Genomic DNA, 12,907 nt, shown 5'->3' with positions numbered 1-12,907 from the left:
TCTCTTTATGCCCACTATCCAGAGATATAACACGAGCAAAGGATTCTCTCTTCTAGAGCTTCTCATTGTTATTCTCATTATCTCCATGGTCTATTTTCTTGGTTTTGAGGGGGTTGAAATAGGGGAACAAAAACCAAAAGCGCTCACTCCCCTGAATCTTAAATCCAATATACGCTCATCCGAGCTCTTTAGGGGAGAGGGTACCCTTCTCTGTATCGATGAGTGTCGTGCCTGTTACTTCAGACCGGATCTCTCCTCCCCGTTTGAGGCGTATACAAGTCCTATAGACCTCACCAATATACAAGCCTATACACTTGACAGCTATGATGCACTGACCCGTGTCGAATATGGGCGCTACCAAGATCAGGAGATCTGTCTGGTCATGGATTTTTTCAAGAATGGAAGCTCCACACAGCTCATTTTAAAAAATGAGGAGGGAAGCTATTTTCTTCCTGCATTTTTTGGAGATCCTCAACGCTTTTCTACCCCCGAAGAAGCAAAAGAGTATTGGTTGAGGAACACGACTTTGGCATCCGACAGCGGAGCGTTCTATTGAAACGGTTACGTCCCGCGTTTACCATTATTGAGATCCTGATCTCTGTGATCATCCTCTCACTGGCCATCGTCCCTGTACTCAAAGTGCATACGGACAACCGTGAACAGATCGTCTACATTTCGGAAAGGAACAAACGCGCTTTACAGGATTCTCTCTACTTAGACACTGCTATTTTTCAGCAACATAAAGAGACAAAGAGTGCTTATGAGATACTGGCAGGCTCTTTCAAGATAGACGAGCTCAAAAGCCGTGAGATATTGAAAAAGAACAGTAGGGAGATATATATCCCTGAAGAGGTCAGGATCACCCCTCTGCCTGAGCAGGGAGGACCTACAGCCATCATCAATGAAGTGATGCTCAAAGGTAAACACTCTTCCAGATATTATCATTTTACATTAGATGCCTTTCAATAATGTGTCACACCCCGTTTCTCTTTTCCTATAGCAAGATACAGCTAAAAAAGTTATAATACCTATAATCTACTGCAAGGACATAGACGCGTATGCTTTTTAAGTACAAAGGTTTTGACAAAACAGGGAAAAAGGTCAAAGGTACTGTTACGGCAAGTTCTGAGGAAGAAGCAGGACAAAAACTGCGTACACAACATATCTATTATGAAGGGCTTACACCGACCAAAGAGTTTTCGCTTGAAGCCTTTGCCAAACGTCAAATGCCAGGAGAACTGCTGAGTACGTTTTCCAAGGAACTCTCCTCTTATCTCAAATCAGGCATGACCATACTGACTGCCGTCAAGCTTCTTGAGAACCAGCATGAAGGCGAAAAGAAATACGTCTCTTTTCTGAATTCCGTGAAAACCATGATCGATGAAGGGAAGTCTCTTTACCATGCGCTCAATACCCAAAAGGTCTATGCACTGCCCGAGTTCTTTCTTCAAAGTCTCAATGTTGCAGGCCAAGGGGGGAAAATGGTCGAGGTCCTAACCAACATGGGCAATTTTTTCTCTGCGCAGAACAAGGTCAAAAAACAGGTCAAAGGCGCGATGGTATATCCTGCCATCATTTTTATCGTTGCCATAGGAATGACCTCTTTTCTCATCGCTTTTGTGGTACCGAAGATCACAGGTATTTTTGAAGACACCGGTCAGGAACTTCCTCCGATCACGCAATTTGTGCTTGGGCTGAGTGATTTTTTGACCGCTCACTATATTGCTATCATCGTGGTGAGCCTCTCTGTGATCCTCATATTTAAAATTGCGTATGCCAAAATAGAGACCTTTCACCGTATCATTGATGCAATGCTGCTGAAGATACCTGTTCTGGGACCGCTGATCCAAAACCATGAACTGGGGAGGTTTTCGTACATTCTCTCACTCATGCTCAGCTCAGGTGTAGCCTATGCCCAAGCCGTACAGCTTGCCAAGGCGACCTTTGCAAATCATGGCTTGCGTGACCTGTTTGAAAAAGCATCCGTGAAAGTGCTTGAAGGGAATAAACTCTCCAATGCCCTTCAAATGTCAAAAGGCATCAAACTCAAACGCAATTTTATGCAATCTTTGGCCCTGGGAGAAGAGTCCAGTGAAGTCGCACAGATCCTTGACAATACCTCTGCACTCTATGCCGAAGAGAATGAAGACAAACTCAAACTGCTTCTCAGTCTGCTTGAACCGTTTATGATGCTCTTTATCGGTGTGGTTGTAGGGGTCATCGTCTCAGCGATGCTTCTACCTATCTTTACGATGACACAAGGATTACAATAACATGGTGAATATAAAAAAAATCATACCCTTCATACTACTGATCACACTCAGCAGGCTTCATGCCGATACGGCAGGGGGAGAGATCTCTCTTGGGTTTTTCAACCATCAGCCAAACGGCAACGCCTCTTATAAAGGAAATGCTGCAGACATTGAAGAGACTCTGGGCTTCAGCGAAGCACAAGATACCTTTTTAAAAGCCTATTGGGAACATCCTTTGCCTCTCATCCCCAATATCAAATTGGGATATACCACACTTTCACATGAGGGAAGCAGCAGTGTCAATGACTTCACATGGGGAGATCATACCTATAACAGTACGATAGAGAGCAGCCTGTCACTTGACATGACCGATATCACACTCTATTATGAATTGCTTGATAATTGGGCCGAAACGGATGCCGGGCTTACCCTCAGATATATCTCCGGGAATATGGGTGTGCGCAGCAATGTAAGCAGTGATGTTGCAGACTTTTCAACCTGGATACCGATGCTCTACGGTAAAGTACGTTTTACTCTGCCTGTCACGGATCTCTCTTTTCAGCTTGAAGCCAATGCCATCAGCTACTGGGATATCACCGCGTATGATTATGAACTCTCTGCCCGTTATACCCTGGCTATGGGACTGGGTCTGGAAGCCGGGTATAAAGCATCTCATCTGGAGAGTGATGAATTGGTCAGTGGGTTTGATGCGAACGTGGACTTCTCTGGTCCCTATGCCGCTGTGATTTGGGATTTTTAATGGCTAAACAGCGTTTTAGAGAGATCAAACAGGGGAAGCTCCAAGCACAGACACCCAAAGTGAAATCTTCATCAAACCAGAATGGATACGCATCCGCAGGGTTGAAAGTCAAAGCTTTTTTGACCGATGCTTTTATGCTGCTGATGCCTATTATGTATATTGTCTTTTATCTTGTAATGGATGGCAGGGAGGATTTTGCTGAACATAAAACAGTGGGCTGGATCTATATACTCGTCCCTCTGGTCGTCCTGCAGACACTTTTTATGTATAAGACGGGACAGACACCCGGGTATCGTGCCTATAATATGACGCTCATTGATGAACATACCAAAAAGAAACCCTCGTTTTTTATCATCCTCTTTAGAAATCTGGCTGCAATCCTTTCTCTGTTCACCTTTTTGGGTTGGGCACTGATGTTTTTTAGGAAAGACAATAAGACACTGCATGACCTCTTGTCTGCAACGGCTGTTGTCAACAAAAAATGAAACCGCTCAATACATTTTTTTCACCGCTTTTAGGGGCTTACTACTTTTTTTACTTTGCCCTTGTCGGTATCTATGTCATCTTCCTGCCAAAAGTGTTGCTGGACCTGGGATATACCCCTATGGAAGTAGGTATCATTTTTTCAGCTGCCCCTTTCATGCGCTTTTTGCTCCCTTTTGTGTTTCGGCATTTCCTCTCCCTGAGTCCCAAGGTCTATCAATTTTCCTTGTTCTTTACCTTTGTGGGTACCCTGCTTTTTTTGGCCACCGTACAGAATTTTTGGGTCTATCTTGCAGCGAACCTTCTTTTTGGCGCTGCGATGGGGATCTCTCTTCCTTATGTTGAGACCATTGCTCTGGCTTCTCTGTCAAGAGACATTTACGGTAAAGTACGCTTATGGGGCTCTCTTGGGTTTATGGGGATTGCTTTGTGGCTGGGGAAAGTACTTGATTCACCTTATGAAGCACTCTATTACTTAAGTGCCGTAGCATTTTTAACCCTTCTTTTTGGTGCTATGCTCACTAGATATGATACGGTCTCCCACTCTACCCCGCAGGAAGATGCCTCATTTTCACTTACACAGTATTGGGCATTTTGGGTTTCTATCTTTTTAATGCAAGTGGGGTTTGGCGGTTTCTATAACTTTTTTACCATCTACGAGACCGCGCATGGTGTCTCACTTGAAATGACAAGTTGGATGTGGAGTTTCGGCGTGATCTGTGAAATTTTTATGTACTATTTTCAGGGCCCTCTTCTGCAAAGGAACCTGCTTCGTATCCTGCAGTTCGCTACACTGGTCACGGCATTCAGATGGATGATACTCTATCTTTTTCCGGACTCGATCCTCTTGACCTTTGCCTCGCAATCCCTGCATGCCATCGGTTTTGCACTCTACCATACCGCAGCCATCACCTATGTCTTTTCACTCTACACCCAGAAAAAACTTGCACAACAGTTTTTTCTGGGTATCGCATTCGGACTAGGGGGTTCAGTCGGGGCTGTACTCTCCGGTCAGGTCTACGGAACATATCTTTTCTTGGTCGAGTCTCTCATCACCTTTATGGCGTTTGCCGTCTTGCTGATCCATCAAAAACGTAAAGAGAGTGTCAGCGTATGACAAAAACGACCTATGCCGTTATCTTTGCCGGAGGGAAAAGTTCCCGTATGGGTGAGGACAAGGCTCTACTGCCTTTTGCCACCTACCCTACGCTGGCTGAATTTCAACAGTCTAAACTCAGTAGCCTGTTCGACGAAGTCTATATCTCGGCGAAAGAGAATAAATTCGATTTTGACTGCAGGGTGATCCAGGACAGCTATACGGAAAGCTCTCCGCTTGTAGGACTGATCTCCGTGTTTGAAACGTTAAAAGCAGAAGAGGTTTTTATTTTAAGTGTGGATGCACCCTTTGTCAACAAAGAGACCATAGAGAAACTTTTGGCACAGGAAGAAAGCGGATGCGATGCGATCGTTGCACAAAGTCCCAGTGGTGTACAACCTCTTTGTGGACTCTATAAAAGGTCTATCCTACCTTTGGCCTATATGCAACTGGAAAAAGAGAACCATAGATTGGGTGATCTGCTGCACCTTGCCCATACCCTCTTTGTAGCATTTGATGAAGATGCACCGTTTACAAACCTGAACCATCCCGAAGAGTATCAACAAGCCCTTAAGCGTTTTGAAAACCGTTGATACCTAGGCTTTTTGCCCCTCTATCATCTGCATCATCAGTTTTCGGGAGAAGAAGACAAACTTTTCAAACAGTGAACTGTGATACTTGTCCTTATGATAGATCATCAGGAAATCTCTTTTGCACTCAAAGTTTTCTACAGGAATTTTACACAGTTTCCCTTCCTCGAGTTCATTTTTCACCGAGATCTTAGAGATACAGGTCAGACATTCGCCGTTCATCAGAATACTTTTAATAGACTCCGTATGTCCAAGTTCAAGGAAAATATTTAAATTGTCCACTTTCTCTTTAATATACCCCAGGAAGACCTCTCTTGTACCTGATCCCTCTTCTCTAAGGACCCATCTTTTTTGTTCCAGTTCATCTATCGTACATGGTTTACAAAGCTCCTTATTTGCTGTGACAACCACCAGTTCATCCACCCCTATTTTCTCTTTGACGATCTCTGAACCCGGAACAAGCCCTTCAACAAAACCTATATCGATCGTCCCCTCTTTGATCATATCTGCGATCTCTTTGGTATTCCCCTCTTTGAGCGTGATCTTCACATCGGGATAAGAACTCATATAACTGCAGATAATGGCAGGCATCAAATAGTCTACGATCGTGGTACTTGCTCCTACCCTGATCATCCCCTTGTTCTCTGAATTCTTAAATTCATACTCAATGTCTGAAAGCTTTTTAAAAATAGGGTCAATCTCTTTATAAAAGGCACGTCCCACTTCATTCAGCACCAGTTTTTTATTGATCCGGTCAAACACAGGACGGCCCAAAATATTTTCTAATTCTTTAATGGACATGGAGATCGCTGATTGACTGAGCTTCATATCTTTAGCCACATTCGTCAGATGTCCAGAGACCACAACATTGAGGAAGATCTCCATTTGTCTAAGTGTTAATTTCATATTTTTTCTCTTCTTTAGAATTGATTTTTAGCATTAATTACAAAATAGTTTGTAAATTATATCAAAATTATAGTAGAATTCTGAGAATGTTATCAATAATTTTGAATTAAAGGATATTTATGCCATTTTCTCCACAAAATCGTAAGGGTACGATGAGCGGTATTATATTTGTTGCTATCTTTGCAGCAGCTGCAACATTTATCTCAGATTTTCCTGCTGTCCAAGCATTGGGTATCTCACCGCTTGTTATCGGTATCGTTATAGGTATTTTTTATGCCAATACTCTACATAACCAGACGCCGGAAGCATGGCAGGGGGGGATCACTTTTTCAGGGAAAAAGATCCTTCGTTTTGCGATCGTATTCTATGGTTTCCGACTGACGTTCCAAGAGATCATCGATGTAGGATTGGCAGGATTTCTCGTTTCACTTATCATGCTGGCTTCTACCTTTGTCCTGGGTACATGGCTAGGACACAAGATCTTCGGTATGGAGAAAGATACCTCTATGCTCACTGCTTCAGGAGCATCGGTATGTGGTGCAGCAGCTGTACTTGCTACTGAGCCTGTACTCAAATCTGAAGAGTACAAAGCAGCCATCGCGGTATCGATGGTTGTTCTTTTTGGTACGATCTCAATGTTCCTCTACCCTGTACTCTACACAGCGATCATTGAACCTGCTGCCGGATTCCTTCATATGACAGCAAAAGAGTTTGGTATCTATGTAGGCGGTACGATCCACGAAGTGGCCCAGGTGGTTGCCGTGCCTGCTTCCGTACCTGGTGCACCCAAGGAGATGGCGGATGCTGCTGTGATTGTTAAGATGACCAGGGTCATTATGATCGCTCCGATGCTGATCATTCTTGGTATCTACCTAAGCTATAGTGCCAAACAAGAGGGTGGTGCTGGTGAAAAAGTGAAACTTGTGATTCCTTGGTTTGCGGTTTACTTTATCGGTGTGGCAGGCTTTAACTCACTTCACCTTGTACCTACAGATATCGTAAGTATTATCAATGAGATCGATACTTTCCTACTGACGATGGCGATGACCGCGCTTGGTATGGGAACACGTTTTGCGAAGTTCAAAGGACTTGGACTCGCACCTGTCTATACGGCTTCAGCTATGTTCGCATGGCTGGTTATCGGTGGATTTATCATTACTAAAGCAGTTTGTTCGGTATTTTAATACCGAACGGATCGATCCTTTTCTATCTCCTTCTTCTATAACTGAGCGCCTCAAGCATATCAGATCTCTCTATCCTCTCATGTCCATTCAGATCAGCGATGGTACGCCCTACTTTTTTGATCGAGGCAATAGAGCGGTGGGAGAGTGCAAAACGCTGTATGGCACCCTCTAATATCCCTAAAGCCTCACTATGCACAGTGCAGTACGCTTCGATCTCCTCTTCACGCAATTTGCCATTGAGGCGTTCCTGTCCACGTATTTTTTGCATCTTAAATGCTTTAAGCACCTCCTGGTGCATATGGGCCGAACTGATGTCTCCTTTATCGTCGCTGCTGACTTCCTGCATCACAACAAAAAGATCTATCCTGTCCAAAAACGGATCGGAAAGTTTGTTTTGATAGCGTTTGATCTCCAGTTCTGAACACCTGCAGGTTTTACTCTTAGAGAGCAGATTCCCGCATGGACAAGGATTTTGCGCTGCCACGAACATGATATCGGCTTCATATTCTATCTTGGCATTGACCCTTGCTATATGTACTTTTCTGTCCTGCAAAGGCTCTCTAAGGGCTTCAAGGACTGCTTTGGAAAAATGGGGAAGTTCATCAAAGAAGAGTATCCCTTTATGTGCAAGAGCTACCTCTCCTATCTTGGCTACAGATGAGCCTCCCCCGAAAATAGATGCAGAAGTGGCAGTGTGGTGAGGAGACCGTATAGGGCGCAGGGCTGAAAAGCTTGGTGTCACACCGTCTAAAAACTGATGTTTGGCAATGGAGAGTATCTCCTCTTCAAAGAGCGGAGGCAGGATATCTTTGAGACGTTTGGCTATCATGCTCTTTCCGCATCCCGGATTCCCTTCCATCAAAAAGTTATGCATTCCGGCTGCCGCAATGAGCGAAGCTCTCTTGGCTATGGATTGTCCTTTGACATCACTAAAATCACTCTCATACTTTTTTTCGTAATAATACGATCTCTCTTTCAGTATAAAGTTTTCAGATTTGTAGGAAAATGCCTGTACATTGGCTTTGAAATTTTTGTGCTTCAATATCTCAATCGCCTCGTTCAATGAATCCACAGCGATAAAATCTACTCCGGAGATATGACTCAAGTAGGGAATAGACTCTTTAGGGACAATAGCCCGCTTGACCAAGCCCTGTTCTTTCAGGGACAAGACCAGCGGAAAAAGCATGGAACTTGTTTTCACCTTTCCATCCAATCCGAGTTCACCAAAGACAAAAAGTCCCTCCTCCTCTACTGCCGTTTTATGCATAGCAATAAGCAATGCCATGGCCAGATCCAAGTGTGTACCTGATTTCTTTAGATCCGAAGGACTCAAATTGATCGTAATTTTCAGCGGAGGGAAAACAAAATCATTGGTAAGCAGTGCAGACTTTGTTCTCTCTTTGGCTTCTTGAATATCACTGCTGGCCAAACCTACCACCGTAAATCCAGGAAGTCCCTTAGTAAATGTCGCTTCCACTTCTATGACCTGTGCATTCACACCTTCAAGTGTCGCACAGGTCAACCTGTTCACTATAGACTCTTTTTTAGGTTTTTGTTTACTTTGAATCTGTTGTTTTTGGGGTGGAGTACCACTATTGGTTTTTGCATTCATAGGGTTATGATGCACTAAATTCGAAAAAATAATTAAAAATATGTCAAATTGTAATATAATTTGATTCACATACATACAAAGGAAGTCTATGGAGTATATTGAGCAAGCATTGACGCGTGCGGAGAAAAGTAACTATAAAAGTGATACTATGTTTTTTCAGGCATTGAAAGAAGTGCTGGATACGATACAGCCACTGCTAGATAAACATCCCGAATATCTCCATCAAAATATCATAGACCGTATCATGGTTCCCAACAGAGAGATCCACTTTAAAATAGAATGGATGGACGATGACAATATCATCCATGTCAATAACGGGTACAGAATTCAATTTAACAATGCCTTAGGCCCTTACAAAGGCGGCGTACGTTTTCATCCTTCGGTCAATCCCGATATCCTGAAATTCCTTGCTTTTGAGCAGATCTTTAAAAATGCGATCACCGGGCTTCATATAGGGGGAGCAAAGGGTGGTGCTGATTTTGATCCTAAAGGCAAAAGCGATAAAGAGATCATGAAGTTCTGTCAAGCCTTTATGTCTGCTTTTTATAACAGCATCGGTGCAGATATCGATATCCTGGGTGGAGACATAGGTGTAGGGGCCAGAGAAGTGGGCTATCTTTTCGGGCAGTACAAACAGCTCACCAACTCTTATGACAGCATCATCACATCTAAACCCCTTTCTCTGGGCGGTAGTTTGGGACGCACCGAGGCAACAGGCTATGGACTGATCTATTTCACACAGACCCTTCTGGAGGATATGGGAGAAACACTCAAAGGAAAGATCTGTACGATCAGCGGCAGCGGTAATGTTGCTATCCATGCGATAGAAAAACTGTATGAGATCGGTGCCATTCCCGTCACTTGTTCGGATTCCAAGGGTGCTATCCATGATAGTAACGGTATAGATCTGGAACTTTTAAAAAAAATAAAGCTGGAGAGAAGGGCTTCACTGGAATATTATGCATTGGAGAGAAAAAAAGCCACGTATGTGAAAAGAGAAAGCTATACGGAGGGGAGTAGTTTTGTATGGAACATCCCATGTTTTGCAGCATTTCCCTGTGCTACACAAAATGAATTGGGTGAAAGTTCTGCAAGATTACTCATAGAGAATGATGTAAAGATCGTTTCAGAAGGTGCAAATATGCCTACAACACCTGAAGCTATCGCACTTTTTGAGAAGCACAACATTCTTTTTGGCCCAGCCAAAGCAGCCAATGCCGGCGGTGTGGCTGTCTCTGTCTTGGAGATGAGCCAAAACAGTTCACTTAATTATCTTTCCTTTGAAAAAGTAGATCAAAGATTGCAAGATATTATGTCAAATATCTACAGTGACCTCAAGCAAACATGCGATGAGTATGATCTCGACATGGATCTTATCTCTGCTGCGAATATCTTAGGGTTTCAACGTGTGGCAGATGCGATGATCATGCAGGGAGTGTAAAAGAGAGGCACAGATACTCTGGTCTTGGCTTACGCCTCTTTGAGTCTTCGTCTCCACTCTTTTTCGAATTTCTTTCTTTTCATATAAGAGAGTTTTTCAATAAATACTTTGCCATCCAAATGATCTATCTCATGTTGTATGGCGATCGCAAGAAAATCATCATCTTCTATCACATGCTTCGTACCATTTCTGTCAAGATATGCTACTTTCACATGTTTTGCACGCTCAACTTCTTCATAGATACCCGGTACAGAGAGGCATCCTTCCTGAAATTTTTCTGAACCGTCTTTTTCAAGGATCACAGGATTGATCATCTCCAGTGTATTCTCTTTAGGCTGGTCATGTTCTCCGTCTGCACCCTCTAAAGGAACGTTGATGATCAGTGCCCGTATATCCACACCGACCTGAATGGCTGCGAGGCCTACCCCGTTACGGGCACGCATCGTATCATACATGTCATCCAGAAGATCATGTAATGCACCATTAAAAGACTCTACCTCTTTTGAGACAAGTTTGAGCCTTTTATCCGGATATACTACTATTTCTCTAACCATACACTGTCTCTATTAGGTAAAACTTTTTGTGAGTACTTTGTCTATAAGCCCGTATTCCAATGCTTCTCTGGCTGACATAAAGTTGTCTCTCTCCGTATCTTTTTCAATACGTTTGGTTGTTTTACCAGTCTGCTCTGCCAAGATCTCGTTGAGTGTGTCTTTGAGTCTTTGTATCTCTTGTGCCTGTATCTGGATATCTGTTGACTGTCCTTGTGCACCGCCTGAAGGCTGGTGGATCATAATACGTGCATGCGGCAGCGCATAGCGTTTACCCTTTGTCCCGGAGGAAAGCAAGAAAGCACCCATAGATGCCGCCTGGCCGATACAGATCGTGACAATGTCCGGCTTGATGTAGTTCATTGTATCGAACATTGAAAGTCCGGAAGTGATCACACCCCCTGGAGAGTTAATGTACAAATAAATATCTTTATCCGGATCCTGTGCTTCAAGAAAAAGAAGTTGTGCCACCACAGTGGAAGCCACTTGATCATTGACCTCTCCGCTTAGCATAATGATACGGTCTTTAAGTAACCGTGAATAGATATCGTAGGATCTTTCACCTCTACCGGTCTGTTCTACAACGTATGGAATATAACTCATCTTTTTCCTTTAATAATATATAGTTAAATAGATTTTTTATCCACTCAACTATACACTCTATAGGTTAACAGAGCAAATAGCAACATATGTTGCTATTTATCTGCCTGTATTACTTGTCTAAACCTAACATCTTACCAAAGAGTTTGTCTTCGATCATACCCATTTTCACAGCAGGGAGAAGATTGTTTTCCTGGTAGTATTTGATCACTTGTTGTGGATCTTGGCCGCTCATCATCGCTTCATAGTAAATAGCCTGTGATACTTCTTGGTCATCTACAGATACACCTTCTTTTTTAGCCAGTGCATCTACAATAAATGTCGCTTTCACAGATGCGACTGCATCCGCTCTTACTTCCTCACGAAGTGCTTCAACTTTTTCTGGATTCTCTTTATAAGAGTTCAACTCCTCTTCGCTCATTTCTCTGGCTCTTCCATTGACCTTTGCATCGATCTCCTGTTCAACGATATTGTTCGGCAGTGCAAAGTCAAACTTCTCTACCAATGCTTCAACCAATTTCGGTTTAAGATCTTCATTATAGAGTTTTGAGATCTCTGTTGATTCGATCTGTGTTCTCACTCTGTCAGTCAGCATTTCAAGTGTTGCATTCTCTTCACCTTGAAGCAGTTTTTGTGCAAGCTCATCATTAAGCTCTGCAGGCACCTGCTCTTGAATTTCGTGAAGTTTTACTTTGAATTCTGCTTCTTTACCTGCAAGGTCAGATGATTGATACTCTTCAGGGAAAGTCACTGTGATCGTTTTCTCTTCATCATATTTCATACCGATGATCTGCTCTTCGAATCCTGGGATGAATTGTCCAGACCCGATCTTAAGGCTGAATTTCTCAGCCTTACCACCGTCAAATGCTACACCGTCAACAAAACCTTCAAAGTCGATCACTACCATGTCACCGTCTTTTACCATACGTTTTCTTTTGATCTTTTCATAAGGCGCTTGCTGTGCTGCGATCTCATTCAATTTTTCTTCAACAGCCTTGTCTGATGCCGTTGGTTTTTCAAAGGCTGGAAGCACATCCATATGACCTTCTGCTTCAAATACCGGTCTGGTAGAGATCTCTACCTCAACATCGATACCGGCATCTGTTTTGTCATACTTTTTAAAGGTAGGCTGGCCGATCATATCGGCAGGGTTGATGTCCGCTTCTTTCATACCCGCATCAATAAGCTCTCTGAGTACTTCACCTTCGGCATCCTGAGCAAGTTTGTCCCCATGCAGCTTTTTCACTACGTGTGCAGGTACTTTACCTTTTCTGAATCCATCTACTTTCATTTCTTTACCAGCTTGAACAGCCATCTTGTTAATGTTCTCTTCAACAGCACTGTTTTCTATAGTACCGCTAACGATAATATTTGCGTCGTCTACTTTATTTACTGTAACTTTCACTACATTCCTTTATATATAATTACGTGA

Annotated in this window: 14 protein-coding genes; 9 read left to right on the top strand and 5 right to left on the bottom strand. The window is 43.1% G+C overall.

Annotated features, from left to right (window positions below; genetic code table 11):
• The first annotated feature begins 7 nt into the window (after window positions 1-7).
• The 7 genes from LDM98_RS08775 (at window position 8) to mobA (ending at window position 5,184) form a co-directional block, all read left to right on the top strand.
• Complete coding sequence (locus LDM98_RS08775; protein WP_223899030.1) at window positions 8-556, top strand: prepilin-type N-terminal cleavage/methylation domain-containing protein; 549 nt, start codon at window positions 8-10, stop codon at window positions 554-556.
• A complete protein-coding gene (locus LDM98_RS08770) occupies window positions 553-969 on the top strand; it encodes a hypothetical protein (protein WP_223899029.1) in 417 nt (138 codons plus the stop codon). Before LDM98_RS08775 ends, LDM98_RS08770 begins: the two co-directional genes overlap by 4 nt.
• Window positions 970-1,058: 89 nt before the next feature.
• Window positions 1,059-2,273, top strand: a complete 1,215-nt coding sequence (locus LDM98_RS08765) for a type II secretion system F family protein (protein WP_223899028.1) — start codon at window positions 1,059-1,061, stop codon at window positions 2,271-2,273.
• 1 nt (window position 2,274) lies between these two features.
• Window positions 2,275-3,012 carry a TIGR04219 family outer membrane beta-barrel protein gene (locus tag LDM98_RS08760; protein WP_223899027.1) on the top strand — a complete coding sequence of 246 codons (738 nt, stop codon included), beginning with the start codon at window positions 2,275-2,277 and terminating at the stop codon, window positions 3,010-3,012.
• Complete coding sequence (locus LDM98_RS08755; protein ID WP_223899026.1) at window positions 3,012-3,497, top strand: RDD family protein; 486 nt, start codon at window positions 3,012-3,014, stop codon at window positions 3,495-3,497. Before LDM98_RS08760 ends, LDM98_RS08755 begins: the two co-directional genes overlap by 1 nt.
• Window positions 3,494-4,612 carry an MFS transporter gene (locus tag LDM98_RS08750; RefSeq protein WP_223899025.1) on the top strand — a complete coding sequence of 373 codons (1,119 nt, stop codon included), beginning with the start codon at window positions 3,494-3,496 and terminating at the stop codon, window positions 4,610-4,612. Before LDM98_RS08755 ends, LDM98_RS08750 begins: the two co-directional genes overlap by 4 nt.
• Window positions 4,609-5,184 carry a molybdenum cofactor guanylyltransferase MobA gene (gene mobA / locus LDM98_RS08745; RefSeq protein ID WP_223899024.1) on the top strand — a complete coding sequence of 192 codons (576 nt, stop codon included), beginning with the start codon at window positions 4,609-4,611 and terminating at the stop codon, window positions 5,182-5,184. The genes LDM98_RS08750 and mobA overlap by 4 nt, the downstream gene beginning before the upstream one ends.
• A gap of 3 nt (window positions 5,185-5,187) precedes the next feature.
• On the opposite strand, the gene LDM98_RS08740 is transcribed toward mobA, so the two are convergent.
• Window positions 5,188-6,087, bottom strand: a complete 900-nt coding sequence (locus tag LDM98_RS08740) for a LysR family transcriptional regulator (RefSeq protein WP_223899023.1) — start codon at window positions 6,085-6,087, stop codon at window positions 5,188-5,190.
• A gap of 119 nt (window positions 6,088-6,206) precedes the next feature.
• On the opposite strand from LDM98_RS08740, the gene LDM98_RS08735 reads away from it, so the two are divergent.
• A complete protein-coding gene (locus tag LDM98_RS08735) occupies window positions 6,207-7,271 on the top strand; it encodes a YeiH family protein (protein WP_223899022.1) in 1,065 nt (354 codons plus the stop codon).
• Between the two features lie 22 nt (window positions 7,272-7,293).
• Here the strand turns inward: LDM98_RS08735 and LDM98_RS08730 are convergent, their stop codons facing one another.
• Window positions 7,294-8,883 carry a YifB family Mg chelatase-like AAA ATPase gene (locus tag LDM98_RS08730; RefSeq protein ID WP_223899021.1) on the bottom strand — a complete coding sequence of 530 codons (1,590 nt, stop codon included), beginning with the start codon at window positions 8,881-8,883 and terminating at the stop codon, window positions 7,294-7,296.
• A gap of 88 nt (window positions 8,884-8,971) precedes the next feature.
• On the opposite strand from LDM98_RS08730, the gene gdhA reads away from it, so the two are divergent.
• The gene (gene gdhA / locus LDM98_RS08725) at window positions 8,972-10,324 is read left to right on the top strand and encodes an NADP-specific glutamate dehydrogenase (RefSeq protein ID WP_223899020.1); all 1,353 of its coding nucleotides are present in this window, start codon (window positions 8,972-8,974) and stop codon (window positions 10,322-10,324) included.
• 29 nt (window positions 10,325-10,353) lie between these two features.
• Here gdhA and def read toward each other — a convergent pair whose 3' ends face one another.
• The 3 genes from def to tig all read right to left on the bottom strand — a co-directional run bounded on the left by def (window position 10,354) and on the right by tig (window position 12,880).
• Window positions 10,354-10,878 (bottom strand): peptide deformylase, encoded by a 525-nt coding sequence (gene def, locus LDM98_RS08720; RefSeq protein WP_223899019.1) that lies wholly within the window; start codon window positions 10,876-10,878, stop codon window positions 10,354-10,356.
• Between the two features lie 12 nt (window positions 10,879-10,890).
• On the bottom strand, window positions 10,891-11,478 hold the full coding sequence (clpP, locus tag LDM98_RS08715; RefSeq protein ID WP_223899018.1) for an ATP-dependent Clp endopeptidase proteolytic subunit ClpP: 588 nt from the start codon (window positions 11,476-11,478) through the stop codon (window positions 10,891-10,893).
• A 109-nt stretch (window positions 11,479-11,587) separates the two neighbouring features.
• The gene (gene tig, locus LDM98_RS08710; RefSeq protein WP_223899017.1) at window positions 11,588-12,880 is read right to left on the bottom strand and encodes a trigger factor; all 1,293 of its coding nucleotides are present in this window, start codon (window positions 12,878-12,880) and stop codon (window positions 11,588-11,590) included.
• Between the last annotated feature and the right edge of the window lie 27 nt (window positions 12,881-12,907).

Source organism: Sulfurovum sp. TSL1, from assembly GCF_019972135.1.
Lineage (GTDB): Bacteria > Campylobacterota > Campylobacteria > Campylobacterales > Sulfurovaceae > Sulfurovum.
This window is presented reverse-complemented; position numbering and strand designations above follow the sequence as displayed.